Annotated in this window: 24 protein-coding genes and 4 tRNA genes; 3 read left to right on the plus strand and 25 right to left on the minus strand. The window is 51.3% G+C overall.

All coding sequences use genetic code 11. The features are described from left to right. Nucleotides 1–2: 2 nt before the first annotated feature. The 5 genes from ACJA3I_RS09125 to ACJA3I_RS09145 all read right to left on the minus strand — a co-directional run bounded on the left by ACJA3I_RS09125 (nucleotide 3) and on the right by ACJA3I_RS09145 (nucleotide 6,743). Nucleotides 3–863, minus strand: a complete 861-nt coding sequence (locus tag ACJA3I_RS09125; protein WP_458862292.1) for a DUF4438 domain-containing protein — start codon at nucleotides 861–863, stop codon at nucleotides 3–5. An 83-nt stretch (nucleotides 864–946) separates the two neighbouring features. Next, the gene (locus tag ACJA3I_RS09130; RefSeq protein WP_458862293.1) at nucleotides 947–3,145 is read right to left on the minus strand and encodes a DNA topoisomerase III; all 2,199 of its coding nucleotides are present in this window, start codon (nucleotides 3,143–3,145) and stop codon (nucleotides 947–949) included. A gap of 314 nt (nucleotides 3,146–3,459) precedes the next feature. Beyond that, a complete protein-coding gene (locus ACJA3I_RS09135; RefSeq protein ID WP_458862294.1) occupies nucleotides 3,460–4,263 on the minus strand; it encodes a dipicolinate synthase subunit DpsA in 804 nt (267 codons plus the stop codon). 121 nt (nucleotides 4,264–4,384) lie between these two features. Further along, the gene (locus ACJA3I_RS09140) at nucleotides 4,385–5,563 is read right to left on the minus strand and encodes a M20 family metallopeptidase (protein ID WP_458862295.1); all 1,179 of its coding nucleotides are present in this window, start codon (nucleotides 5,561–5,563) and stop codon (nucleotides 4,385–4,387) included. Nucleotides 5,564–5,594: 31 nt separating this feature from the next. Then, nucleotides 5,595–6,743, minus strand: a complete 1,149-nt coding sequence (locus ACJA3I_RS09145; protein ID WP_458863843.1) for an MGDG synthase family glycosyltransferase — start codon at nucleotides 6,741–6,743, stop codon at nucleotides 5,595–5,597. Nucleotides 6,744–7,000: 257 nt separating this feature from the next. Between ACJA3I_RS09145 and murC the strand changes: the two genes are divergently transcribed. After that, nucleotides 7,001–8,371, plus strand: a complete 1,371-nt coding sequence (gene murC, locus ACJA3I_RS09150) for a UDP-N-acetylmuramate--L-alanine ligase (protein ID WP_458862296.1) — start codon at nucleotides 7,001–7,003, stop codon at nucleotides 8,369–8,371. Between the two features lie 98 nt (nucleotides 8,372–8,469). On the opposite strand, the gene ACJA3I_RS09155 is transcribed toward murC, so the two are convergent. From ACJA3I_RS09155 to prmA, 11 genes are all read right to left on the minus strand, one after another. Then, entirely contained in the window at nucleotides 8,470–11,277 is a 2,808-nt protein-coding gene (locus ACJA3I_RS09155) for a PAS domain-containing hybrid sensor histidine kinase/response regulator (RefSeq protein WP_458862297.1), read from the minus strand. A gap of 204 nt (nucleotides 11,278–11,481) precedes the next feature. Continuing rightward, nucleotides 11,482–12,834 (minus strand): MATE family efflux transporter, encoded by a 1,353-nt coding sequence (locus tag ACJA3I_RS09160; protein ID WP_458862298.1) that lies wholly within the window; start codon nucleotides 12,832–12,834, stop codon nucleotides 11,482–11,484. A 280-nt stretch (nucleotides 12,835–13,114) separates the two neighbouring features. Beyond that, nucleotides 13,115–13,921 carry a metallophosphoesterase family protein gene (locus tag ACJA3I_RS09165; protein WP_458862299.1) on the minus strand — a complete coding sequence of 269 codons (807 nt, stop codon included), beginning with the start codon at nucleotides 13,919–13,921 and terminating at the stop codon, nucleotides 13,115–13,117. Between the two features lie 334 nt (nucleotides 13,922–14,255). Beyond that, nucleotides 14,256–14,690: a VOC family protein gene (locus tag ACJA3I_RS09170; RefSeq protein WP_458862300.1), complete on the minus strand. Its 435-nt coding sequence runs from the start codon at nucleotides 14,688–14,690 to the stop codon at nucleotides 14,256–14,258. An 87-nt stretch (nucleotides 14,691–14,777) separates the two neighbouring features. Further along, nucleotides 14,778–14,852: transfer RNA gene (locus ACJA3I_RS09175), tRNA-Glu, on the minus strand. Nucleotides 14,853–14,920: 68 nt separating this feature from the next. Then, nucleotides 14,921–14,997, minus strand: a tRNA-Val gene (locus ACJA3I_RS09180). Between the two features lie 35 nt (nucleotides 14,998–15,032). Continuing rightward, nucleotides 15,033–15,107, minus strand: a tRNA-Glu gene (locus tag ACJA3I_RS09185). A 5-nt stretch (nucleotides 15,108–15,112) separates the two neighbouring features. Beyond that, nucleotides 15,113–15,189 (minus strand) — tRNA-Met (locus ACJA3I_RS09190). Nucleotides 15,190–15,280: 91 nt separating this feature from the next. Then, nucleotides 15,281–16,066: a hypothetical protein gene (locus ACJA3I_RS09195; RefSeq protein WP_458862301.1), complete on the minus strand. Its 786-nt coding sequence runs from the start codon at nucleotides 16,064–16,066 to the stop codon at nucleotides 15,281–15,283. A gap of 4 nt (nucleotides 16,067–16,070) precedes the next feature. Further along, nucleotides 16,071–16,817 carry a 16S rRNA (uracil(1498)-N(3))-methyltransferase gene (locus ACJA3I_RS09200; protein ID WP_458862302.1) on the minus strand — a complete coding sequence of 249 codons (747 nt, stop codon included), beginning with the start codon at nucleotides 16,815–16,817 and terminating at the stop codon, nucleotides 16,071–16,073. Between the two features lie 102 nt (nucleotides 16,818–16,919). After that, nucleotides 16,920–17,888, minus strand: coding sequence for a 50S ribosomal protein L11 methyltransferase (prmA, locus tag ACJA3I_RS09205; protein WP_458862303.1), 969 nt, complete (start codon nucleotides 17,886–17,888; stop codon nucleotides 16,920–16,922). 255 nt (nucleotides 17,889–18,143) lie between these two features. Between prmA and ACJA3I_RS09210 the strand changes: the two genes are divergently transcribed. After that, a complete protein-coding gene (locus tag ACJA3I_RS09210; RefSeq protein ID WP_458862304.1) occupies nucleotides 18,144–19,568 on the plus strand; it encodes an MATE family efflux transporter in 1,425 nt (474 codons plus the stop codon). Between the two features lie 103 nt (nucleotides 19,569–19,671). Continuing rightward, entirely contained in the window at nucleotides 19,672–21,075 is a 1,404-nt protein-coding gene (locus ACJA3I_RS09215) for a copper amine oxidase N-terminal domain-containing protein (RefSeq protein WP_458862305.1), read from the plus strand. A gap of 140 nt (nucleotides 21,076–21,215) precedes the next feature. Here ACJA3I_RS09215 and ACJA3I_RS09220 read toward each other — a convergent pair whose 3' ends face one another. From ACJA3I_RS09220 to ACJA3I_RS09260, 9 genes are all read right to left on the minus strand, one after another. Beyond that, on the minus strand, nucleotides 21,216–22,241 hold the full coding sequence (locus ACJA3I_RS09220) for an ornithine cyclodeaminase family protein (RefSeq protein ID WP_458862306.1): 1,026 nt from the start codon (nucleotides 22,239–22,241) through the stop codon (nucleotides 21,216–21,218). Nucleotides 22,242–22,320: 79 nt separating this feature from the next. Beyond that, complete coding sequence (locus tag ACJA3I_RS09225; RefSeq protein WP_458862307.1) at nucleotides 22,321–22,590, minus strand: hypothetical protein; 270 nt, start codon at nucleotides 22,588–22,590, stop codon at nucleotides 22,321–22,323. Between the two features lie 93 nt (nucleotides 22,591–22,683). Continuing rightward, nucleotides 22,684–23,295, minus strand: coding sequence for a peptidoglycan recognition protein family protein (locus tag ACJA3I_RS09230; protein WP_458862308.1), 612 nt, complete (start codon nucleotides 23,293–23,295; stop codon nucleotides 22,684–22,686). Further along, a complete protein-coding gene (locus ACJA3I_RS09235; RefSeq protein ID WP_458862309.1) occupies nucleotides 23,292–23,504 on the minus strand; it encodes a phage holin family protein in 213 nt (70 codons plus the stop codon). The genes ACJA3I_RS09230 and ACJA3I_RS09235 overlap by 4 nt, the downstream gene beginning before the upstream one ends. Beyond that, the gene (locus ACJA3I_RS09240) at nucleotides 23,470–25,179 is read right to left on the minus strand and encodes a hypothetical protein (protein WP_458862310.1); all 1,710 of its coding nucleotides are present in this window, start codon (nucleotides 25,177–25,179) and stop codon (nucleotides 23,470–23,472) included. Before ACJA3I_RS09240 ends, ACJA3I_RS09235 begins: the two co-directional genes overlap by 35 nt. Then, on the minus strand, nucleotides 25,180–25,392 hold the full coding sequence (locus ACJA3I_RS09245) for a hypothetical protein (protein ID WP_458862311.1): 213 nt from the start codon (nucleotides 25,390–25,392) through the stop codon (nucleotides 25,180–25,182). It abuts the gene before it with no gap. A gap of 12 nt (nucleotides 25,393–25,404) precedes the next feature. After that, nucleotides 25,405–26,226, minus strand: a complete 822-nt coding sequence (locus ACJA3I_RS09250) for a hypothetical protein (RefSeq protein WP_458862312.1) — start codon at nucleotides 26,224–26,226, stop codon at nucleotides 25,405–25,407. A 1-nt stretch (nucleotide 26,227) separates the two neighbouring features. After that, nucleotides 26,228–26,362 carry an XkdX family protein gene (locus ACJA3I_RS09255; protein WP_458862313.1) on the minus strand — a complete coding sequence of 45 codons (135 nt, stop codon included), beginning with the start codon at nucleotides 26,360–26,362 and terminating at the stop codon, nucleotides 26,228–26,230. A gap of 12 nt (nucleotides 26,363–26,374) precedes the next feature. Next, on the minus strand, nucleotides 26,375–26,689 hold the full coding sequence (locus tag ACJA3I_RS09260; protein WP_458862314.1) for a hypothetical protein: 315 nt from the start codon (nucleotides 26,687–26,689) through the stop codon (nucleotides 26,375–26,377).

Genomic DNA, 26,689 nt, shown 5'->3' on the forward strand with positions numbered 1-26,689 from the left:
GCTTATTTATCCAGAAAATAATGGGCCAGATTGGCGTTTTCATCGATCACAGGGATGATCTCGGGTGTTTTGCAGGTCATCAGCGTGGTGACCCCGGGGCCGTGGCCGGCCAAAATGCAATCGCTGTGAATGATCACGCCGATGGTCACGGAACCTGTGCGATAGGTTCTGCCGAAACGGGTGTCGGCGTCGATAATGGCCACGATATCGCCAAAACGAAGCTCATCCAGATGATATTCCTTGGTGATGGCTTCATCATGCAAAGTGATGTCATAATCGCCGAAATAAGAAGTTGCGGAACCCAAACCGGAACCCATGATCGCCGCGGGAACGATTTTGGCAACGCCCACTTTCAGCTTGCCGTTTTCTTCGGTGATGTTCATTTTTTCAAGCAGTTCGGGGCTCATGTTGCGCAGAAGGATCTGAGGATAATCGATCAGTTTCATCCCCTGCCCCTGAGAACGCACATCGATCTTATCGCCGATGCTCATGTTTTCCATGGCTTCATCGCTGAAATAGCAGATCAGGTGCTCACAGCCGCCATGCTTGCCCGTTACAAAACCGCGGGCGCCCTTGGCGTCGCCGGTTCGTACAATGGCTTCATTGCCGATGCAGGAAAGGCTGGAATATGCCGCGTTGAACGCTTCGTCGCTGTTTCTTGTGGTCACGCCGGGCTCTAAATGATCGGCGGCCCAACCCACACAGCGATCACCGATCTTGGCGTTATAGGTGATGCCTCCGGTGGCGGGCAAAATCATCGGTTCGCCATCTGTTGTGTGGCGATAGGTCTGGCTGCTTTTGGAATGGCGAACTTCGCCCTGCACCAGCAGCTTCGGCAGATCGTCGTGATTTGTCTTCAGCATGATAGATCTCTCCTTTTCCATCCTGTAAAATTGCTCTGACAATGTCAGTTTATCATATTCGGCCGTTTTTGCAAAGATACGCGCTATTTTTTCTGCTGTTTTTCCTGCGCTTTGGCCAGCGCGGCGGCAAAGGGCGAAACGCGCTCTTCCTGTTCCTGCTGGCGCTGCAAATATTGCCGCACCTGGCTGCGCGAAGCCCCGGCGCTGTTTTCTTTCAAATATTCATTGAAGCGATCGAATTTCTCACGGAACCCGCATTTACAGGAATAGATCTTTTTCTCGCCTTCCCCCACAATTTCAAGCTTTTTGTGGCAACGCGGGCAGCGGGCGTTGCTGGTGAACGAAAGGTTCTGGCGATAGCCGCATTCCCGATCGGGGCAGACAAGCATTTTCCCTCGTTTTCCGTTGACCTCCAGCAAAAATTTATCGCAAAGGGGGCATCTTGTTCGTGTGACATTGTCGTGATGATATTCCGCCGAGCTCATTTTCACCGCCTGCACCAGCTTTGTGGCATATCCGCACATCTCCTGCCGAAAATCCGCAGGCTTGCGCTGCCCCTTGCTGATGGCGGTGAGCTGCTGTTCCCACTGCGCCGTCAGCGCCGGCGATTTCAGATCTTCCGGCACGATCTTCACCAGCTGCATCCCTTTGCTCAGCGGGAAGATCTCTTTGCCGCGCCGTTCGACATAATTTGCCGAAAAAAGCTTTTCGATGATATCGGCGCGGGTGGCGGGGGTGCCGATTCCGCTGACGCTGTCTAAAACCGATTTCAGCTGACGGTCTTCCACAAATTTTGCGGGGTTTTCCATAGCCGAAAGCAGGGTCGCTTCCGTATAACGCGCGGGCGGTTTGGTTTTTCCTTCGGTGATCTTGATGGCGTCGGCCGCCAGTTCCTGCCCCTGTTTCCACTGCGGCAGCTGCTGGGGCGGTTCTTCCTGGCTTTCTTCCTCGTCGTCATCCCATTGCGTCATGCCCTGATAAAGCCGCCGCCAGCCCGCTTCGGCCACCGCCTGGCCCGCGGCGGTGAACAGTTCTCCGCCCGTTTCGGCTGTGATCTTTGTGCTGTCATAAGCATAAGCCGGGCTCAGCACCGCCAGAAAGCGCCTGACCACCAGATCATAAATGCGCCGCTCCTCATTGGTCAGTTCCATCAGATCCACATATTGCTCGGTGGGGATGATGGCGTGATGGTCGGTGACCTTGCTGTCATCCACGATGCGTTTTGAGATCTGGATGCCTTTTCGCAGGATCTCCTTTGCAAAAGGCGCGTAAGCGGCAACGGAAACGGCTTTCAGGCGTTCGGCCAGCGTGGGCACGATATCCGCGCTGAGATAGCGCGAATCCGTGCGCGGATAGGTGAGCAGCTTGTGGTTTTCATAAAGCCGCTGCATCAAATTCAGCGTTTCCTTGGCGGTGAACCCATATTTTTTGTTGGCATCCCGCTGCAATTCCGTCAGGTCATAGAGCAAAGGCGCGGGTTCCAGCTTGCGTTCTTTTTTCAGCTGAGTGATTTTCAGCCTGCTTCCCTTAAGCTGCGCCGCCAGGCGTTGTGCGGTTTCTTGCTGGCTGATGCGCGGGCTGTTCGTTTTGCGGCTTTTCCAGGTGAAGCGCACGCCCTGCGCCTGGATCTGAAGCCCATAATATGCCGTGGGCACAAATTGCTTGATTTCTTCTTCCCGACGGCAGATCATGGCCAGAGTGGGGGTCTGCACTCTGCCCGCCGAAAGCTGCGCGTTGAACCTGCAGGTCAGCGCGCGGGTCACATTCATCCCCACCAGCCAGTCGGCTTCGGCGCGGCTTTGCGCCGAAGCATAAAGGTTTTCATATTCCCGCCCGTCTTTCAGCTTTGCAAAGCCTTCTTTGATGGCCTTGTCGGTCTGTGAAGAGATCCACAGCCTTTTCAGCGGCTTGCGGCAGGCCGCTTTTTCCAAGATCCACCGCGCCACCAGTTCGCCTTCGCGGCCGGCGTCTGTGGCGATCACGATTTTTTCGATCTCGGGCGCCTTGAGCAGCTTCTGCACCACATGATATTGTTTCGCGGTTTGCGGAATCACCACAAGCTGCATCTTTTTGGGCAGCATGGGCAAAGTGGCAAGATCCCACTTCTCATATTCTTTTCCATAGGCTTCGGGCTCGGCCAAGGTGACCAGATGCCCAAGCGCCCAGGTGACGCAATAATCTTTTCCTTCAAAATAGCCTTCCCGCTTCTGGCCGCAGCCCAGCACACGGGCCAGTTCTCTGCCCACAGAAGGCTTTTCCGCCAAGACAAGTGTTTTACTCATAGATTTCTCCATTTCGATCTGATGCGTTTCTTTCTGGTGTTTCTGTCGTTTGCTTTTTATTCGATCTTGCTTCATAGTAAGTGGCCATCGCCGCAAGCGGGCCGTGGAATTGGTATAATAACTGCTTTGCGGTTATTATACCATGAGTGCGAAGCACGAATGGTATAAAGTGGCCATCGCCGCAGGCGGGCCGTAAAATAAAATATAATAACCGCTTGCGATTATTATATCATGAGTGCGAAGCACGAATGATATAATGTGGCCATCGCCGTAGGCGGGCCGTGAAATAAAATATAATAACTGCTTTGCGGTTATTATATCATATTAGAAAGGCTTTCACAAAAAGTCTTCCCTTCTCTTTCCATTTTTTCAAAGTCAGCCCCCCCTGGCTTTGAAGCCAGATCGATCACAAAGGGTCTGCTGCCGATTTTCATCAGTTTTTCTCTGGGCAGCACCATGGCAGGAACCGTGTTGAAAATAAGATCCATATCGCCCAGCCGTTCTTCCATTTTGTCAAAGGGGCAGCTTTCCAGCCCGCTGCATTCCGCAATGGCGAGATCGCCGTGTTTGCGCGCGCAGGCCACCACCTTCGCGCCCAGGCCATGCAGCTTGGCGCAAAGCAGCTTGCCGATTCTGCCATAGCCGATCACCATACAGCGGCTGCCGCATAAAGTATGCGCCGTGTTTTCCATGGCGATCTGAATGGCGCCTTCCGCCGTGGCCGAAGCGTTATAGACCGCCAGTTCTTCGCGTTTGAGGTAATCATGCAAAAGGATGCCGTCTTTTCGGGCCGTTTCCATCATGCCCTCCGGCACCATCCCCGCCATCACCACACAGCGCTTGGGGATCAGCGGCAGCAAATGCTCCGCCTTCTGTTCTTCCGCCGCCAGAGGGGCGTTCAATCGCCCTTCCTGCAGCATCGGCATGGGGAAGATCACGCAATCGGCCTTTTCCGCCGCTTCCTGAAAGTTTTGTTCTGTTTTGATCTCTCCGTTAAAGCGGTAGCGCTCCAGCGCGAAAGCGCTGACGCAGTGTCCATCGGCATGAAGCAGGCTGCATAGCCGAACCTGGCGCATATCGCCCCCTGCCACCAAAAAATGAAGCTTTTTCTGCTCCATTCCATCACTCTCCTTTCTCTTTGCCATCTTATTCCCAAAAAGAAAGAAATGTTTTTTCTGCGGCGCACTTTTTATAAAAAAAGCGGGCCTCCCTTCTGAAATAAGAGAAGCCCGCAGTGGTTTATTGTTTGAATCGCTGCTGTTCCAAAATAACGGCGGCAATCAATTTTGCCCGTTCCCGCATAGAATCCACCAAGGCATATTCGCGCTTGGTGTGGTTCCATTCGCCTTTTACGCCAAAAGAGCAGATAACCGGCACGCCGGCCATGGCCACATAAGCGGCGTCTGAAAAACCGCCCAGGGTTTTGCTGCCCGGTTTCTCCAGGCCATATTCTTCCGCCGTTCGGCAAACGAACCGGTAAAATTCCATCACCTCCGGGGTGGTGGCATAAATCGGCGCGTCGCCGTCAAAAGTATATTCCGCGGTCACATCCGCCACGGTGCAATATTCCACGATCTGGGGGATCGCCTGTTTCACCCTTTGGCGGCCCTCTTCTTTGGCCACGCGGATATCCACTTCCAGTTCGCATTTCCCCGGCACGGCGTTGGGCACCGTTCCGCCGCGGATGACGCCCACATTCACGGTGGTGCCTTCCTGCAGATCGGTCAGCGCCTGCAGTTTCAAAATTTTATGAGCCGCTTCTTCAATGGCGCTGCGCCCGCTTTCAAAATCGTTGCCGGCGTGGGATTCCACGCCCGTGATGGTGATGTGACAGCCCAAATGGCCCTTTCTGCCTGTGCAGAGAGCGCCGGATGCCAGCCCCGTCTCCATATTAAACGCAAAACGGCCGCCTTTCGATTCTCTTAAATAAACCTCTGCGCCGCTGGATCTCACATGGCCTTTTTCTTCATTGCCGGAATAAATGATTTTGATGGGAGTTTCGCAATATCCTGCTTCTTCCAGCGCCTTGCAAACGAAAAGCGCGATCACCAGCCCGCCCTTCATATCCAAAACACCGGGCCCGAAGGCGCGGTTCCCTTCCATACGGAACGGGGCTTCGCCCCAGCTGCCTGTGGGGAACACCGTATCCATATGGCCCGAAAAAACGATGGGCTGCCCCGGCCGCCCGGCGCCCAGTGTGCCGATGAGGGTGGGGCCCCAGCCGCCGCCCACATCCTCCAGGCGGCAGTCAAAGCCCGCTTTTTCATATTCCGCTTTCAGTTTTTCCGCCACACGCCATACTTTGTCGCCTTCGCCCACATAGCTTTCCATGTTGACAAGTTCTTTCCATAAAGCCATCATTTCTTCATGGTGGCTGTCAAGCGATTGCTCGATCTTTGCCATTTTTGCGTTTTGCATGAGGCGCCTCCCCAATTCAATTGTTTTGAATTTATTTTTGAGGTTCTTGATCAACGGCCATGCTTCTGATATTCAGCGGCATATTGGTCAAAAAATCACAAATTTTTTCAAGTGCATCGGGTTTTGCAATTTCCGCAATGCTTTCGCGGATGGTTTCCAGCCGCCGCGGGCTTTGCAGGAAAAAATTCACCGCTTCATCCAGCGGAAAAGTTTTGGTGGAATAGATGGCCACGCCCGAATTGAGCAAAAATTCCAAGTTCCGTTCTTCATGGCCGGCGATGGGGTTGATGACGATCATGGGCAAATTTTTGGCCAGCGCCTCCGATACCGAAAGGCCGCCCGGTTTTGAGATCAGAAAATCCGCCGCATCCATCATTTCCTGCACATTATCCACAAATCCATAGGGATGCAGGTTGATATAGTTATATTCCTGCTTCATTTTTTCAAAACGAAGCCTCTGCTTTTCGTTTCTGCCGCAAACGGCCATCACTTCGCAATCGCTGTTGAGTTCGAATATTTTTCTCACTTCATCTTCATCGATGCCAAAGCCCAGGCCGCCGCCCATCAGCAGAATCACTTTGGCGTTGAGTTTCAGGCCCAGTTTTTCCCGCGCCTGATATTTTGAAAGCGCCATGCGATATTTGGGGTGAACAGGGATGCCAAAGGGCAGGATTTTCTGGTGGGGGATGCCGCGTTTCACGGCGCGAAGCGTCAGCATCTCGCTGGCTGTTATGATGTAATCCACCGAAGTGACGGTTTCCCAATAAGGATGAATGGTGTAATCGGTGATAATACCCACCAGGCGGGCTCGCGTTTTGCCTTTCCGTTTGATCTCATGGGCAAGCTGCGCCGCGAACAAATGCGTGCAAACGATCACATCCGGGTCGAAAGCTTTGACCAGATGAAAAAATTTATAGGCGCATAATTTGTTGACTAACTGGAAAACATTCTTTTGGTCAACTTCCACGCCGCCCTCTAAATAATCATAGATCACGCGGTATATATCCGGCGCCACTTTGGTATAAAGCGTTGTGCTTTTATCCAGCGTTTCTGAAATAAAGCTGTTGATATATTTATATACATCCACCACCTGGGCCTGATTGCCCATCTCTGTCAGCCGATCTGCAATGGCGTTTGCGGTGGCGGTGTGCCCATATCCGGTTGAAACGGTCAAAATCATCACTTTCAATCTGCCTGTCACTCCTTTGTCAGTTGACTTCTTTATCCCAATCATATATTATACTAAAGCTCGGCACTTTTGTACAGCATCTTAAAGAAACCTTAAGGTTTCTGCCCAAGATCGAAATTTAGTGTTTATCTTTCCCCCTCTATGCAATATAATGATAGGGTAAAGAAAAATACCGGCCATAATATTTATGCTTGTTTTTGAATAAATGCCCTGCTCAGGGGTTAATTTTAGAATGGATGATGATATCAATGGATTATCAAGAACTTCTCAACGCCATCCAAGGCGGCAAAACCATACATCTCTGCGGCATCGGCGGCGTTTCCATGCGCGCGCTGGCGCGGCTTCTTGTTCATATGGGGGCCAAGGTGCAGGGCTCCGACCGCGATGATTCCGAAGCCGTGAAAAAGCTTCGCGCCGAAAATATCCCTGTGCAGATCGGCCATTCGCCGCTGAATTTGGGCGACGCCTCTCTGGTCATCCGAACCGCGGCCATTCCCGATCAAAACCCCGAGATCGTGGCCGCCCGCGCAAACGGCCTGCCTGTTTTGGAACGCGCCCAGGCCTGGGGGCTTTTGATGCGCGGTTATGAACACGCCATCTGTGTGGCGGGCACTCACGGCAAAACCTCCACCACTTCCATGCTTTCTTCTGTTTTGATCGATGCTCAGCTTGACCCGACCATTATGGTGGGGGGCGAACTGCCTCTCATCGGCGGCAGCCTGCATATCGGTTCCACCGATCTGTTCGTGGCCGAGGCCTGCGAATATAAAAATTCTTTTCTGAATTTTCTGCCCACCATCGCGATGATTTTAAATATCGACCGCGATCATTTGGATTTTTTCAGCGATACCGATGATATTATCGCAAGCTTCCGCAAATTTGCCATGCTTGTGCCCGAAGAAGACGGGCTGGTGGTGGCAAACGGCGAAAACGAAAATGTTCTGCGCGCCATCGAAAACTGCGGGCGGCGTGTCGTCACCTTCGGCCTTGGCGAACATTGTGATGTGCATCCCTATTGCATCACCTGCAAAAACGGATTTTATTCCTTTGATGTGATCAACGGCGATCAGTTCTATTGCTCTGTCGCTTTAAAAGTTCCCGGTGAACATAACATGCTCAACGCGCTGGCTTCCGCCGCCGCGGCCATCCGCCTTGGCATCCCGGGCGAAGTGTTTTCCAAAGGGCTCAGCGATTATACAGGCGTGGGCCGCCGCTTCGAATATAAGGGCAATTTTCAGGGCGCCATGGTCTTTGATGATTACGCGCACCATCCCGATGAGATCGCCGCTTCTCTGAAAACGGCAAGATCCATGGATTTCAAACGCATCATCTGCGTTTTCCAGCCGCATACCTATTCCCGCACCATCTGCCTTTTCGATGAATTCGCGCAAGCGCTCTCTTTGGCGGATGTGGTAGTGTTATCTGAAATTTATGCCGCGCGCGAAACCAATCAAAGCGGCATTTCCTCCCGCGATCTGGCCGCCAAGATCCCCGGCAGTGTGTTTGCCCCCACTTTTGAAGATGCCGCCGCCTATCTGCGCAGCAACGCCCGTGAAGGCGACATTGTGTTTACCATGGGCGCGGGAACCATCAACCAGCTGTGGGATCTTCTTCACTGATCTGCCGCATTTTTCTTCGCCCTTTCGCAAAACATGCCAAAAAATCAAGAAAAGCCTGATCCTGCGCCGTTTCACACGGTCAGGATCAGGCTTTCTGTTTATTCGCAAAAACCGCCGTTTTCCTGTTTGATGCTTTTGATCGCCCTCAAAAGCTGGTTCATGGAAATCGGTTTTGCGATATGGCCATTCATGCCGCATTCGATGCTTTTATCGATATCATCGGCATAGGCGTTGGCCGTCATGGCCACGATGGGGATCGATTTTGCCTGCGGATGGGCGCAGGCCCTGATTTTTCTTGTGGCTTCATAGCCGTTCAGCACCGGCATCTGAATATCCATAAAGATCAAATCATAAGCGCCCGCCGGGCTTTGGCTGAATTTTTGATATCCCAAGTTCCCGTTTTCCGCCGTATCCACCGCGGCGCCGCAGGATTCCAGCATTCGTTTTGCCACCTTGGCGTTAATGGGATGATCTTCCACCAGCAGAATATGCATCCCCAAAAGCTCGTTTGCCTTCGGTGCCGCCTGAGTTGGGCGCTCTTCTTTTTCGGCGCTGTAAGATTCATCGATCTCCAGCGGTAAAATCACCGTAAAAACCGAACCCGAACCGACTTCGCTCTTCACATGGATGGTTCCGCCCTTGGCTTCAATGATGCCTTTCACAATAGAAAGGCCAAGGCCGGTGCCCTCGCTCTGCATTGAATTTTCCAAGCGGGAAAAAGGCGTAAAAATCGTTTCCAGCTTGTCTTCGGGGATGCCGCATCCGTTATCTTCCACACTGAATTTTACCAGCGAAATATGGGGGTTCGTCGAAGCTTTTTCTTCGATTTCAAGCTTGATGGCTCCCCCTTCCGCCGTGAACTTCGAAGCGTTGTTGAGCAGGTTGAGCAATACGCGTTTCAGCCGAACCGCATCGCCCATGTAATGCTTGTGATGCAGGCTTTGGGTCAGCTGAAAGCTCTGCTTTTTCTCGGCCAGCAAAATAGCCATGATCTCCTGGATGCTCACGATCTGCGCTGCCAGATCGAACGGCTCTTTTATCTCGCCCGTGTTTCCGCTTTCGATCAGCGACATATCCAGAATATCGTTGATGATGTTCAGCAGATGCTGTGATGCCTGTTCGATCACTGTCAGGCTTTCCATCACCTTATCGGGGTGATCGATCTCCTGCTTGGCCAGTTCCGTCATGCCCATGATGGCGTTCATAGGGGTTCTGATGTCATGCGACATCCGCGAAAGAAAACTGCTTTTCGCCTGATTGGAATGTTCGGCCAGGGTCAGCGCTTCCTCAAGCGCTTCGTTCTTCTTCTCCCGTTCCTGATAATCCCGCGTGATATCGGTTCTCACCAGACAGATCATTTTTGTTTTTTGATCGCTGTAAAAGATATGCAGCTTTTTATGGCCGATGCTGCCATCGGGGTTTCGTGAGCGGTAATAAGTGAAGTAATCCCCCTCGCGATCCAACCGGGCCACCATATTTTCGATCTTTGATTCTTCGATACACCGCTCGATCTCATCTTCGGCCACATATCGATAGATAAACTCCACATTTTTTTGGTAAAAATCTTCTCCGGTCAACGCGGGAAGTTCCAATCCCTCCCGGTTTTGCGTATACATGGTATAATAACCCGTCGCGGCGTTGATCTGGGTGATAAAATCAAATTCCGCGCTTACCACGCCGTTGATAAGAATCTCTTTGTTTTTCTGCTGCGTGATATCCATGGCATAAATAATGGCTTCCACATCGCTGTTTTCGGGATTCCGGATCATTTCGACCGTTGTTTTGCCCCAAATCTGCTTGTTCTGCCCCGTAACAAAAATATGCTCCAGGCTGACGGAATTCTGACCGTTTTCAAAAGCCTCCAATAATGCCTTTCTTGAAAAAACCGCGCGGAACTTTTCTTCCGCCTGCTGATCGATGCAGCGCCCCGCGGCATATTCCAAAACGGAATCCGCCGTCTGATATTTTTTCGAATCGGCTATTCTGGATAAAACCCGATCACCTGTCATGAACCGGTTTTGTGTCAGATTCATTTTGAACGACCCAAGCGCCTTTTCATAAAGCGATTGCCGGAACTTTTCCGATTGGCGATACCGTTCTTCGGCATACTTCTGTTCGGTGATATCCTCACTGGTTCCCAGCGCCCTCAGCGGCTTTCCGTCTTTGCCGAAGAAAGTGGTATATTTCACTTTTTTCCAGGCGATCCCGCCGCCCGGCTCATTGACTTTGATGGAAATTTCGAGATGCGGAACCCCTTCTTTCAGTTTCTGATGGGCCATACGGAATTCCTGCGCATATTCCGCATGGATAAAACCGCTTTCGATCACGCATTCGGGGTAGTTTTCCATCACAGGCGGCATGTTCAGATCACGAATCGATTTGAATCCGTTGATGCAGGATCCTTTCCGGATATCATATTCCCAAAACATAATGTTGGTATGATCCATCACGGCCATCAGCTCCTGCCGAGCTTCCTGCTGTTTTTGTCTGGCCTCCATTTCCGGGGTAATATCAAGGTATACCGCATAATAATTCGCATTACCATCGGCGGTGGTCACAAAACTGCCCCTTTGGTTCACCCAGCGGTATTCCCCGTTCCCATTGTTGACGCGATAATTCAAGTTCATGGGCAGGCGGTTTTCAACAGCTTTTTCCACCCGCTGTGAAAGCCACGGCAAATCTTCGGGATGCACACTGTTCAGGGCATTTTCTGCATAAAGATCCATCAGGCGCTCACGGGTGTTCCCCATCATTTTGCACCAGTTATCGCTCAAATAAAGCGGCGACAGGCGTTTGCCCTCGACGCGAAAAACCACAAATCCCCCCGGGAACTTTTCCACAAAGTTTGTCGGGAGCTCAGGGGGCTGTTGCGGGCCTTTCTTTGCTTCTTGATCCATCATTACCATCGCCCATTCATAAAAGTTGTTCTGTTCTATTCTGTTATTTATGATATTCTGATGATTTTTTATCACAGCTTTATACTATTCAAAATCTATCACATCTTTTTAAAAAATACAATCACTTTCAATGGCTGTGTTTGTTTCATGCCCGAACGAAAAAGGCGATATCTGTCATTCGCAGATATCGCCTTTTTATGATCTTGTGTTGTTTTACAGGTTGCCCAGCAGGTTTTTTTCTTTCCATTTGCCGCCCTTCCAGCGCCAAAGAAACAGAAAAGCGCGAAAGCATTCATCCAGTGCCATGGCCACCCAAAGGCCCACGAGGCCCCAGCCCAGCCGAATGGCAAAAAGCCAGCCCAGCCCCACCGCCACAAGCCACGCGCTGATGATGCAGATCGTCACAGGGAAACGGATATCGCCGATGGCCTGCAGCGAGCGCACCATCACGATATTGACAGCCCTGCCCAGCTCCAGCGCGATCTCACAGAGCGCTATTTTTTGAAACAGCTCGATCACGCGCTGATCTTTGGTCATAAGCCCGGCCAGCGGTTTTGCAAAAATGCAGACAAGCACCGACATCACAAGCGCTGTTTTCAGCGAGATCTTCAGCGTTGCGTTCACACGCTCGGCCGTTGCATCGATCTGCCTGGCCCCCATCAGGTAACCCACCACGATCTGCGCCGCCTGTGAAATCGCCGAAACATAGATATAAGAAAAGTTGGCGAACATATTGGCATAAACGCGCGTTGTGATCACATATACCGGCAGCAGATTGCAGATGCTTTGTATCACCACCTGCGATAAGCTGTAAGAAAGCGATTCCCCCGCCGAAGGCACGCCGATGCCCAAAAGCTTTTTCAACAAAGCCCGCGGGAACGGCACCAGCGAAGAGAATTTGATTTTCTCCCCCCTGATCTTGCGGAACATCACGATGATGACGATGGCGCCGATCAGCCGGCTGACCACGCTTGAAATGGCGGCGCCCGCCACACCCATCGGCGGGATGCCGAACATCCCGTTGATCAAAATCATATTGCCGAAAATATTCAAAATATTGACGCCCACCGAAACCACCATGGTCTGTTTCATCATCGCATTGCTGCGAAAGAAAGCGGTATAAGTGAGATAGACCGCCTGAAGGACCATGCCCGCGCCGATGATCCTCAAATAAATCACGCCGTCTTTCATCAATTCCTGCGGCAAACTCATCATGCGGAAGATCAAAGGGCTTCCAAACAGCAAAAGCGCGCTGATCATGCCGCTGAAAAAAACATTGACAACGATGGAAAGCGCATAAGTCTGCTGGATATGACCGCGCTCTTTGGCGCCGCTGTATTGAGAGATCAAAATGGTGGATGCCGTGCAGATGACGCTGAAGGTGATCAGCAGCAAATTCAAGATCTGGTTGGCGTTGCCGATGGCGGCGACCCCCTGCTGAGAATAGCGCCCCACCATGATCTGATCCACATTGCCCACCAGCATCTGCAGGATCAATTCGATAAAGATCGGCCAGGTGAGTTTCATCACATAGCTTTTTTGATTCATTTGCCCTAAAAGTTCCATGCATACCTCCAAACTGTTTTTCTTTACTTTTTATTCACAAAAAATGCGAATTACAGTCATAAACTCCGGTTATACTAAACATGCAATCGGAAATCGATCCTTCCCCGGTTGATGCCGGTTGCTTGTTCCCTTAGCAGCACCATTATTCGTTTTTCATAACCCATCTCACTCTTCTTTTTTAACGCAAAAACACCTCGGATGACGGCCGGGGTGTTTTTGTTTTTTATTGCTTTTTAGGTTTCCTGTTCATCGATCTATATTTTTGGGTCCCGCCGAATATTCAATCAACGGGATAAGGCTTGGTTTTCAAAGTTTTGCTTTCTTTCACCACTTCTTTGATTTTCACCGAAAAGCCATCCTCTTCGCTGAACCTGCAAAGCTGCCAGGCGCAATGATCGGTATACCGCAGCTGTGTCTCTTCTGTTTCAATGCCAAAAGACAAGGAATTTGAAATAAAATGAGGGATGCCCATCAGTTCCCCTGTTTCCGCATGGTGTAGATGCCCCGTAAAAATACCTTTGATCTCGCTTAGTTCCAAACAGGCTTTCAAAGCATCGGGCATTTTCATGGCCAGCCGCTGTTTTTGGGCGCAGAGCGGATGGTGCAAAATCAGAAGCGTTCCGCAGGGCGCGGGTTCCCGCAGAATATCATGCAGAACGATCAGCTGTTCTTCTGTCAGTTCGCCATCCATTGGGCAAGTGTATGCCGAATCCAGCGCGACCACCCGCAGCCCGCCCACGCGGCTGCTGCGGATATAAGGCGCATCCTCTTTCGGCAGCCAGCCTTCCAGGCCCAGGCACATGGCCTTGCGGCGATCGTGGTTTCCCGCCGCCGCAAAGATCGGGATCCCCGGCAAAAATCTTTGGAACAAATTTTTTACCGCTCTATATTCTTCCACTTCGCCCTCGTGAACAATATCGCCCGTCAGCAAGACAAACTGCAAAGGTTCTTTGGCGGCTTGCAGCAGGGCTTCTTCCAGAACATCGCGGGGGTTATGGGCGATTTGGGGCAGGCTTTTCACAAATTCGCTGCTGTTTTTGGCAATAAAATGAATATCGCTGAAATGCGCAAACTGAAATTCTTCCATGCTCTTCCCTCTTTTTCTCACCGCTGCGTGGCTTTTTTCACCGGCAGATCTTTGCCTTCTTCTGCTTTGTGATGCTTTTATTATAATGTTGCTTTTCCTTCCCTGCAACCCATAAAATGAAGGCGGCGCAAAAATCATGTTTCGGCGCGCCTGCTTCTTTTGGCAAATGCTCTCCCGAAAACCACGCACACTTTCCCCTTGCAATAAAAACGCCATGGGCGGGATATTCTCCTTTCCATGGCGTTTCCTTCCGCGCCGCCTTCTCAAAAGGCCATCAGGCCCTTTCAAGCCGCGGCACTGCGTTTTTCATCAGAGATGACGGATGGCGCTGTGTTTATAAAACCAGCATGTCTTTTTCATCGAATTCGAAATTGGGGCCCCACGCGACTTCCCAATAATAACCGTCAGGATCCGCGAAATAAGCATGGAAACCGCCCCAGAACACTTCCTGCGGCTCTTTCACAACGGTGGCCCCCGCTTTGCGGGCCAGTTCTGTCACTTCGATCACTTCTTCTTTGCTTTTGGCGTTATAGGCCAGTGTAATGCCGCCAAAACCCGTGCCCAAGGCCGGCGGAGCGCTCTCGCTGATATCCTTTGCCAGAAGGTCCAGCGGATAAAGTTCCAGCTTGGTTCCGGATGTGCTGAAGAAAATCACCGGCGGATGATCGTCTTTCTCCTCTGTTTGAAAGCCCAGGCCGTCACGGTAGAATCGAATGGCTTTTCCCATATCTCTCACGCCCAGGCAGATAATATTCATGCGGTTCATCATCACACGCTCCTTCTGCAAAATGCTTGTCTTATTCGGGTATGAAAAAAAGGTATAGCCTAAGCTTTTGCCTAAACGATACCTTTTTTTTGGTGACCCGTGCGAGAATCGAACTCGCGATACCGCCGTGAAAGGGCGGTGTCTTAACCTCTTGACCAACGGGCCGTTTATAGATTTTTTAGTGAAAAATAGCGTTCCTCATTCATATTTCATAATGGGGAACGCCATTACTCTGGTGGAGACAGTTGGGCTCGAACCAACGACCTCTCGCGTGTGAGGCGAACGCTCTAACCAGCTGAGCTATGCCTCCAGAGAAGCAGAAGAAAACTTCTGCTGTTTCAAAAATGGTGACCCGTGCGAGAATCGAACTCGCGATACCGCCGTGAAAGGGCGGTGTCTTAACCTCTTGACCAACGGGCCAAACATGGTAGCGGCAGTGGGACTTGAACCTACGACCGTTCGGGTATGAACCGAATGCTCTAGCCAACTGAGCTATGCCGCCGTACCGATGCGAGCAAGATATATTATATCGGCGGCTCGCATGAAAGTCAATACTTTTTTCAAACTTTTTCGCATTTTTTTGAAAATGCTGCTTACATCATTTTAACGGTATAATAAACGGCCTCGATGAAGATCACGCCGATCAGCGTATACATGGCATAATATCCCCAGGGCGCGCCCAAGAAAAACGCAGCCGCCAGCACAGCCGCCCCCAGCAGCACCGCCGCCAGCACGAACAGATGCCTTGTGTTCTGGCCGTAAACGGCGATTTTTCGTTTGCCGAAGCGGATCTTTCCCCCGTTTTTTCGCGTAGCCAGATAAACGCCTTCCATCAGCAGGCAGATCACCAGGCCCAGGGCCAAAAACACTACCACGATGCCCGAAAAGCTTGTGCTGCCATGGGTCTGCATGACCAGCCATGCGCAAAACACCACGCCTGTCAGCCCCGCCGCAACAGTGAAAAATTCGCGCAGATAAACGCTGTAGATCAAATAAAGCAATGCACAAACGGGAATGAGAATATAAGCGATGCGTGTTGCCCGCTCAACGCCAAGGCCGGTGATCATCCAGGAACAGATCGCCAGCAAAACGCCGAACATCATCAGCCCTGTGCCGTTAAACAAAGTCTCGTGGTTATATTTGCCCTTTTTTAAAGCTGTCACATTCCAGATCAGCCCGAAAACAAAACCCGCAATGCCCAGATAAACGCCGATTTTCGAAGCCACCAACCCCGTTGTGATCGATGACGCATAAGTCAGACAGTTTCTTAAATATGTAGTAAACGCAATGAGCAAAATTCCACCGCCGAACATGGTCAAAACGCGGTTGGTCACATAATCGTGCTCTACATTCTGCATTTTCTTATTTTGCTTATTCAAGTTCTCACACTCCAAAATCAAAATTCGATGTCTCATACATAATGGCGCATAATGCCGCCAGCGGCGCTGTTTCACAGCGCAAAATGCGGTTGCCGATCGAAACGGAAGGGATCGAAGCTTCCAGCGCCTGCCGGGCTTCTTCCTGAGAAAATCCGCCTTCCGGGCCTGTGATCACCGCAAACGAAGAGTCCTGCCGGTGTTCCTGTAAAATTGTTTTCAGCGAAGACCGATTTTCCTTCTCATATAAAAGCAAAGGGCATTGTGATAACGCCGCCTGTTTCAGCGCCTGTTGATAAGTGCATATCTCGCCGATCTCGACGATTTTGCCGCGCAGCGACTGTTTGCAGGCTTCCAGCGCGATCTTCTGCATTCTTGCCTGTTTTTTGGCGCTTTCTTTGGCGTCAACCTTTATAACACAATAGCGCGAAGTGAACGGAACGATGCGGGATACCCCCAGTTCCACTGCTTTCTGGATCAGAAAATCAAAGCGTTCCCCTTTGGAAAGCCCCGCATACAGCGTTACTTCCGCCGTGGGTTCGGTTTGTGACGGTCTGGCAGAATCCAGCCGAACCTGCACCCGTTCTTGATCGATGCTGCAAAGAATTCCGGAATAATCCGTTCCCTGCCCATCGCATAGCTCCAGTTCTTCCCCCACCCGTTTGCGCAGCACGCGCACGATATGCTGAGAATCTTCGGGGGTCAGAAGAATGCGACCTTCTGTGATGTGATCTTTATCAATAAAAAACCGCAAACCGCAGATCCTCCATTCTATCCTCATGGCAATACAAAATATTTTAGCAAAAAAGCGATAACTTGTCCATAGCCAAAGAGAAGTTATAGAGGAAAACTTTTCTTATTTCCGGTGTTTTAAATGGATCATCACCCAGCCGTCGCGATGAGATTCCCGGCTGAAAAGCATTTGCTGCTTCTGATAGGCGGCTTCCACTTCGGCGCATCTTTCTTCAATAATGCCCGAAAGCAGCAAATCGCCTTCTTTGGTCAGCCATTTGCAAAGCAGCGGCGCCATGGCGATCAGCACATCGGCCACAATGTTGGCGGTGATCAGGTCATATTGCCCCTGCACAGCGTCAAAGGTTGCCTGCGAACTTAAAAAATCGCCGCAGTAAACGGCCGTTCTTTCCTTTGCAATGCCGTTTTTGGCTAAATTTTCGCGGGTGGCTGCTGCGGCGTTTTCTTCCACATCGCAGCAAACAGCCCGTTCGGCCCCCAGAAGCAGGCCCGCGATCGCTAAAATGCCGCTGCCGCATCCGGCATCCAGCATCGTTCTGCCCGCGCAATCCATGCTTTCCAGTTCCTCCAGGCACAGCCGGGTGGTGGCGTGGCTTCCCGTTCCAAAGCTCGAAGCCGGATCCATCGTCAAAACGGTGCATCCTTCGATAGGCTCCACTTCTTCCCACGAAGGCCTTACCATCAGACGCCGGCCCACGCGGAACGGTTTATAATATTGCTTCCAGTTGTTTTCCCAATCCTCGCTCTGCACGCTTTTCTTTTCGAAACGCAGCGTGCCCCAGCCGCTTGCTTCCGCCTCGCGGCCCATCTGCGCGATCCTTGCCTGCGCTTCCTGCGCGGCGATCATGCCCGCTTCGTCTTCATTTAAATAAAAGCGCACCGTGACGGCGCCCTTTTTTTCCACCACCAGTTTCTCATCGATATAATCCCAGCGCGGCGAAGGCGCGTTCATCAGGTCTTCCAGATCCTGCGGGTCATCCACCACAAATCCGCCGGCGATATCTTCCAGACGCTCGGTGATCTGTTCGGCGCCTGCCGTGGTGGTTTCTATGGTAATTTCAATAAAATTCATGGTTCTTTCCTTTCGTTCTTTCCGCGGTGCCGCGAAAAGTTCTTTCTGCTCTTTTTCAGCGAAACGCATGCGCCCGGGCGGTGAAGCTTTTCAGCGCCAAGCCATGCCTTCATCGAGCCGTTCTTCCTTAATAAGCAGTAATAGTATACTCCAAATAACCATACTCTGTCAAAACACCTTCTTCATTTGTTTTCATGTTGCTTTTTCCCAAAGTGTGCTATACTGTTAGATAGCTTAACACAAACCAAAACGGAGGTGTTTCCCACGCAGACTTCTTCTCTTTTCGAGCGTTTTTTCAGCCCGCAGATCTTTTTAAAGCCTTCCGACCGCATCGGCCAGCCTCTGCCCAATGCTTCAGAGGCGCTGAGAGATACTTTCCGCATCGCATGGCCTTCCATGTGCGAATCCATTCTGACCTCGCTCGTCAGCATGATGGATACCATCATGGTGGGCGGGCTGGGTTCCGCGGCCATCGCCTCAGTGGGCTTGACCAACCAGCCCCGCTTCATCGTTTTGGCCTTGTTCATGTCGCTGAATGTGGGCATCACCGCCGTCGTATCGCGCCGCCGCGGTGAAAACGACCGTCAATCCGCCAATCATACCCTTCGCCAGTCGCTGCTGCTGATTCTGATTTTATCGCTGCTGCTTTCCACCCTGGGCATCCTGTTCGCTCACCCGCTGCTGAAATTTGCGGGGGCCCAGGCCGATACCATCGATAACGCGGTGGGCTATTTTCAAATTTTGATGGGCGGCACTTTTCTCAACACCCTGATGATGGCCATTAATGCGGCCCAGCGCGGTGTTGGCAACACCCGTCTTTCTTTCCGCACCAACCTTGTGGCAAACCTTGTGAATGTTTTCTTCAACTATCTGCTCATCGGCGGAAACTGGGGCTTTCCCCGTCTTGAAGTGCGCGGCGCCGCCATTGCCACGGTGATCGGCTATCTTGCGGGCTTCGGTCTGGCGCTTTCTTCTGTTCTGCGCAAAGATCAATTTCTGCATGTCTCTTTTCACGAATCGTTCCTGCCCGATAAGCGCAATTTCTCTTCGCTTATGAATGTAGGCGCTTCCGCCGCCATCGAACAGGTCTTCATGCGCATCGGATTTTTCACCTTTGCCAAAATCGTCGCCGGGCTGGGCACCACCGCTTTTGCCACCCACCAGATCTGCATGAATCTGATCAATCTTTCCTTCTCGCTGGGCGATGGCCTTGCGGCTTCTTCGGCTTCTTTGGTGGGGCAGAATCTGGGGCGGAAGCGCCCCGATCTCGCTTCGGCCTATGGCAATGTTGCCCAGCGTGTGGGCCTTTGTCTTGGCGCCGTGCTGGTGACGCTTTTCATTGTGTTCCGCCGTTTTCTCATTTTGCCGTTCTCTTCCGAACCCGATATCATCGCCCTGGGCTCACAGATCATCATTATCATGGCGCTGATGGTTCCCGGGCAGGTTTCTCAGGTCATCTTTTCCAATTGCCTGCGCGTGGCGGGCGATACCAAATATGTGGCCGTCACCTCTCTGATCTCCATCACTTTTCTTCGCCCCTTTGCCGGCTGGCTTTTCTGCACCCCGCTGGGGCTGGGTCTTGTGGGCGCCTGGCTGGGCTTTCTGCTCGATCAATATACGCGTCTCACCTTGAACATGACCCGGTTCCGCCGCGGAAAATGGAAACATATCGAATTATAAGTCAACGGCTATGCAAAAACCTTTTTGCTTCCTTGCATTTCCAGTAAATTCGTCGTATACTAAATTCGACCAAGGTGTTTAATTTTTTTAGGAGGAATGTATTATGAAGCATGTGTTCAAAAAAGCTCTGGCACTTTCTATGGCTTTGATGATGGTTCTCACTGTCAGTGTTTTTGCCGCAGATGTGCCCGTGATCTCTCCCGCCCCCGCTTCGGCAATTTCGGTCGTTTTAGATGGCAAGCCCATCAATTTCACCGATGTTACTCCCGAGCTGATCAACGACCGCACCTATGTTCCCTTCCGTGCCGTGTTTGAAGCTCTCGGCGCAACCGTAGATTATCAAAACGACGCACGCACGATCATCGCAAAACTCGATGGCAAAACTGTCGAATTCAAAATCGGTTCTTCCGAAGTAAAGGTAACAGAAAACGGTGTCACCACTGTTGTAAAAACAGACGCCGCTTCTTTTATCGATGCCAAGAGCGACCGCACTCTGGTTCCCGTTCGTTTTGCCGCGCAATCTTTGGGCAGCACAGTCGGCTGGAGCCAAAACACAAAAACCGTTAACATCATCGACGGCAGCAAACTGATGAACACTTATGCCGGCAAGTTCTCTTTGATGGATCGTTATCTGGCTTCCAATGCCGCACAGAGCAAGAAAACACTTGCTTTCAGCGGAACCTTGAAAATGTCCATGCAGATGACCCAAGACGGCCAGACAATGCCTTTCGGTGTTTCCGGCACAGTGAACGGCGTCACCAGCCCCGAATCTGTTGAGATGGCCGCCAAACTGGCTATGGATCTTTCTGCTCTGACTTCCGACATGACAGCCGAAGAAAAAGCCCAGATGGAAGCTCTGAAGAACATCGACGCCAACTATATCATTAATATGAAGACCGGCATGATGTATCTGAATATGCCCATGATGCATACCGTCAATCCTTCCATCCCTGAGAATGCATGGTTCTTCATCGATATTTCCGAAATGTATCGCTCGATGCTGGGTATCAACCTCGATTTTGCCGCGCTGGTCAACATGAACACAAATTCCGCAAAATTTGCCGATTCCCTGCAGATGATCCTGCCGATGATGGCCGATGAAGACGATGCTTATGAAAATATTGCTGAAGCCTTCAAGCTTTGCGAAAAAATGTTCGGCGACAATGCCTTCACGAAGAGCGGCAGCACCTACACTTCTTCCGTTACCACAGAAGAACAGGGCGCTAAAATTACCATGAAAATGACGCTCACCGAATCCGGCAAAGATATCACCGGCGCCACAATGAATATCACCGCCTCGCAAAACGGCATGAACATGACAATGGAATCTTCCTACAACAGCTCCAAGAGCACCGCCAAGGTCACTATGGATGTTCCCAATATGTTCAAACTGGATTGCAATGTAGATATGAACTTCAGCGAAACCACAAAAACACCTGCAAAGCAGCCCGCATCCAATGTCACGCTGATCAACTTCATGGATATGATGAATTCTCTGAATCCCTGATTTTGACTGATCTGCTTTAACATGCTTTTAGAGCGGCTCAAACAAATTGTTTGAGCCGCTCTTTTTCTCTCATCGCAATTAAACTCTCATTCCAATGCGCGAAACGGCAGGGAGCCCGAAGGTTCCCTGCCGTTTTTATTTTAAACCCACAAAGGGTTTTCCCAAAGATTCAGTTTTGTTCCAATGCCCATGGCCTTTGCGTTTTCATAAAGCTTGGCCGCCAGCATGATATCCACCGAGCCTACGCCTGCCGATCCGCAAAACACGAACTGTTCGTCATTCTGGCGAACTTTCATGCCGTTTACCATCTGGGGGATTTCAACGATTTGGTCTTTTGTCAGTTCGCCTGATTCGAAAAGTTCATGCACCAAGATGCCGTTTAAGTGGCTCATCTGGTTCCAGTTATCCAAAACGATTCTGTCCGCCCCTAAAAGGATGTCCTTTTCCACCGCCTGTGCTTCCATCTGGATGACGGTCATGTTGCTTTTTTTCAGCCATTCCTTTTTAATGAACGGTTTTCTCGAGGTGGTTTCTGTCACCAGCAGGTCGGCGTTTTCCACAGCGGCCTTCACATCGGTTCCGGTGTAGATCACCGGGCTGATCTTCCCCTCAAATTCTTTGGCCAAAGCTTCCGCCTTAGGCAAATCCAGATCCACCAGATGGATTTCTTCCAAAGTGGGCACTGCTTCCGTCATAGCCATAATCATGGTGCGGCCGATCACCCCCGCACCCACCAGGCAAGCAATTTTTGTATTTTTATGCGCGTTATACTTTGCCATCACACCGGCTGTCGCCGAGGTGCGCATCGCGGTCGTGATCGTTCCGTCTAAAATGGCTTTTGGGAAAACCGTTTTGGGGTCGCTCAAAATAACGATATCGATTCCATAAGGGACGCCCTCCAGCTGGCTGTTTGCCTTTGATTCCGCGGCCCATTTAAACCCCGCCGTGTCCACTTCTCCGCCGATATATGCAGGCATCGACATACAGTAAGAATCCCAATTGTCGTTGTTCGGCATGCCCATGAACACCTTGGTGGGGTTGATGATCTCATTTTTGCCGATCATCTGAAAGGTCTTTTCCGTTTCTTTCAATACCATCTTCATGTCCAGCAGCCCTGCTTTGATCACATCTTCCTGTTTCAGGAAAAGAATTTCCGGCTTCATCATGTCTATTGCCTCCAATAATTTTTATGTTATTGAAACAATAGCATAATTATACATACTTGTCAATAGTTATTCATAACTTTTATGAAATCATTCTTTGCTCTCTGTTCTTCTCTTTCAAAGCCGTGATCTCGCGCTCATGAACGGCCAAAGCTTCCCCCGTCTGCTGCATCTGCTGCTCAATGCGGGTGATCTGGGGTTTCAGTTCCATCAGCATATCCAGTTTGCCATCGATGCGCCCTCTCCACTGTGCGTCTTGCTTCAAAGTCTTTTCTCGGGCAGAAAGCCAGCCGCCAACGCCGATAAAGCCTCCCAAAACAGCTAAAATCATCATGATTGTTTCAGAATCCATATTTGCCTTTCACCTCTTCTCTTTCTGCCCGAGCTTTTTCGAATGTTTCAAGCTGCCTGCCGGCGGCTCAACAAATGGCCGCGGGCCGTGCTTTTATAAAAGGGCCTGTGCCATCTTCACCAGCAGAAGATCCAGGTTTTTCACAATCCCCACTGCTTCCTCCCAATATTCAGGGCTGTTGATAACGCCCTTTGCATAAAGGCTTTCCAGCGCTTCTTTCACCGATAATTCCTTCCGGATCATTGTTTTCCACTCCTCCCATCTGTTTGTGTTTCTCAGCGTCATCGGGCAATTTTTGCCCGACCAGTAATGATGCTGCACCACATTGGCGGGTGGAATATGATGCCGCTGCATCAGCTGTTTCACAAGCCATGCGCCGTTTTTCAGTGTCTGCTCAAAATTCCCGTCGCGGTTGACGCAAAGCTCGATGCCGATGCTGGTTCGGTTTCCCGCGCCGTTTCCGTCGCCCGCGTGAAAAGCATCTTCGTTTTCCGGCAGGTGCTGCCAGATCTCGTGGTCATCCACGGTAAAATGCCAGCTTACCTTTTGGGTGGTGTTGGCCAGATATGCCGCGTGAGCTGCGGCGTCAGCGCCCGCCTTGGTGTTGGCTGTTTCGTGTATCGTGATATATCTGCAGGGGTTGCTCCTGCCGGGCCTGTTCTGGGCGCCCTTTTTCAAAATTCTTTCCCGAATATCCAGTGTCATGCTTCTTCGCTCTTTTCCTTCTGCTTTTTGATTTGGTTTGCATAAACGCTTGCCCCGGCGCAAAGGATGCCTTGGGTAACGCCCGAAAAAAAGCTTTCGGCGCTGATGCCGAAATGGCAAACCTCCCAGACCGTCGCCAGGATCATCCCGCAAATGCCCAGCAGCGCGGGGATCTTACTGTCTGCCAGCCGGGCTGTTTTCTTCATCATCCCGCCCGCTATCGTCAAAACCGGAATCAAGATCAAAAGCTCCGGCAGAATATAAGTCGTCAGTTCCATTTTTCTGTTCCTCCTTTCTCGGCGGCTGTTCCTTGCCGCCGCTTGTTTTATCTTCGGGTCCGCTTTTTCTTGCCCTCTGTTTTAAAATATCCGCCAGTTTCTGCTTGGGCGCCGCCGCATTTTCATCCAGTGAATAAACATATTCTTCAAAGGTGATGGCCCCCGAAAGATAAAGCTTTTCCAGTGCCTGCTCCTGGGCGAATTTTGAAAACGGATTGTTGGGTGCCACATCGATTCGGATGCCCACTCTCATATTCATCAGATCTTGGGCTGTCAGGGTCTGGTTACCCATCTGCCAGCCCATCGGGTGATAAGCCGCCCAGATCTCGAACCAGATGGCGGCGACATCTTCAATAAACTGTCGAAACGCCGCGATCTGCTCGTTCAATGGCAAAGCCGCCTGGTCTCTCACCGCGATGATGGCCGCGCCGCTGGCCTTTTCGGGGTTGATCTCGCCCATTGCGGCGTCGCCTGCGCCCGCCAGATCGCGCGATCTGCTCACCAGTTCTTCCGAAAGTTCCCGTGCATCCGGCGACATCGGCTCCGCCGCCAGATAGCTGATCAGATCCCCCACCCGTGAAGCCTGCATGTCTCTCACTTTGATGGATGCTCCCGCTTCTTCCATCGCTTCTTCGTTGGTCACCTTGTCCGCGTTATAAACCATTCGCGGAAAAGCCGTCAGCTTGGCGTTCATCAATCGCCGCGCCAGCATTTTGTTGGCTTCGATCTGGTTCGGGATCAAAGGCGTCACCTCGCCGATCCCTCTGGCGCTGCCGCGCTGTTTCATCCAGAGATAAGAAGCGATGGGATATCGCTTCAATCCTCTTCCGCCCGCGCCGCAAAGTCTCACCGGCGGGCGAAATATCACCTCTTTCGTGCATCTCAAACAGCAAACCGTGCCCGCTTCATCTTTATAAAGCATCAGCAGGGCCGTGCATCGTCCGCGCTCCTCCTCTGTCTGCTGTCTTTTTTCCTGTGCGCGCTCCCGTTCTTTTTCTTCTTGCCAAGGCGCTTCATCCGTTGTGATCCTGCCGATCTGGGCTTCCTCAATGCCATAAGCCCTCGCCGCCTTTTTAATTTCCGCAACAGTGGGTCTTTCCGCAATGATCAAATATTCCTGCTTCTGCAGATCGTCGCATTGTTCGTTGGCCAAATAAAGGTTTGCCTTGTCGATTTTTTGGGCGCTGCACTGTCCGTCATAAAAGTATAGATATCCTTCCCCGGCAATGCAGGCGTCTTTCACCGTTTCCCAGCATTTCTGGTCCATTTTCAGGCGTTCCCACTGTTTGGCGGCAAAGCGCGTCAGGGTTCGGCAAAGCTCCGCCGTTTTCCCCTGTTTTTCCTGCATTTCCTCCAGCGGCGTGTAAGTAATGCTCATGGTGTTCATGGCCACGCTGGCCACTTTATGCTCCACGATCGATTGAATAAAGTTATATTGCGGCAATTCCTCACCGCCGCTTTTGATCCCGGCCCATTGTTCCCCCAAAAAGAATCGATAAGCCTGCTCTGTTTTTTCATAAAGCGCGGTCTGTTCGTGGTGTGCGATCCCTCTTTCATAAAGTTCCCATATTTCAGGGGCGTTCCATCCCTGTTCCGCTGTTTTCATTTATTTCACCTCCTTTTGGTTTCTCGCCGTGCCGTTATAGCGCTCGATATTTTCCATAATGGCGTGCATGCGCTCCGTCGCTGCGTTTGCAGCCGAGTTTTTTCCCGCCGCCAAGGTTTTCCCCCGCGCTAAATTGCTGCCGTCCCTCAGTCCCAGCCGATAGATCAAAATGTTCCATATGCCCATGGCCAGCCAAATCAAACCTTCTGTCATAGCTTCTCCTTTCTAAAACGCAGCCTCTTTCAAAAGCGCCCGAAGCGCAGAGGTGTCTGCCCCGGCTTCTTCCAGTTTGGCAATGGCGGTCATCAGCTCCATGCGCCGTTCATATTGGTCTTGCCGGCGTTCATACTGGTCTTTCTGTTTTTCATAAGCCGCCTGCTGTTCCTTGCGGCTGTTCTCGGTTTCCCAGTTTTGCTGTTTCTGTTTGGCCGCCAACCCCTCCGGATACCATTTTGCCGCCTGCATGGCCGCCTGTGCCTGAGCTTGGGCCCCTTGAACAAACCCCTCCTGTTCCGTCTGCTCGATCCGGTTCTCCAGTTCTTTCACAGCGCGCTGTTTGTCGCGCATAATGGCGCTTTGCCGGTTCATATAATCGCCGCTCTGGCGCGCTGCGGTGGTTTCGGCTGTTCCCTGCGATGCAAGGCCCAGCCTGCTCAAGGTTTCCGGCAAAAGTCTTTTTTCCTCCATATAATTCACATAGGCCTGTTTTGCCAGATCATCATAGCCGTGCTCCAAAACGGGCCTCTGCGCTCTCAGCCGCTGGCTGCCCAGTTCTGCTGCCCGCCGATAAGCTTCGGCCGCCTCATCCGCCGCCCCACGCATGCTTTGGCGATAAGCGCCGTAATCCGTCATCAAATAATCGCTGCCATCTTCTCCGCCGCTGTAACCCTGCGTGCCGCGGATGGCTTCGGCCTTGCTGTGTGCCGCTTCCATTCCCGCTTTATCGCCTTGCGCATAAGCTTTTTTCCATTCGTTTTTGGCGTTTTCGATCTGGCCATAAAGAAAAGCATTTTCTTTTCTCAATCCCGCGTCATAATAATTCCCCATGTTATTTCTGGCCTCCGCTCAAAATCTGGCTTGCCTGCTCGGCGGTGATCTTGCCCTTCACCACCGCTTTCTGAACCATTTCTGCGCTCCATGCGCCCGCATCATAATATTGCTTGATTTTTTCAAATGTCAGCATCGTTTTCCCCTCCTATTCCGTCACCATGATCAAATAATCCAGTTTGGCCTCCACCTTATCCACGGGCGCCTGGGGCGGCGTGTTGATAGCTGCCGCCACTTTTTCCAGCGCCTGTTCGGGCGTCAGGCCTTCTTCGATCTGGTAAATTCCGCACATCAATGCCAGGTCATCGATTCCGCCCACCGTTCCGTTGGGCATGATCTCCAGCATGATCTGCGCGCTGTTTTTCACATTCGGCACTTCTTCAAAAATTTCCTGCGGGCTGCGGCGTCTGCCGTCGATCAAAACCAATTCTTCCGTTTTATCCCAAAGTCTGAAAGTTCTCAT

It is taken from the genome of Acidaminobacterium chupaoyuni, assembly GCF_047936785.1.
In the GTDB taxonomy this organism is placed as follows: Bacteria; Bacillota; Clostridia; order Oscillospirales; family Butyricicoccaceae; genus Acidaminobacterium; species Acidaminobacterium chupaoyuni.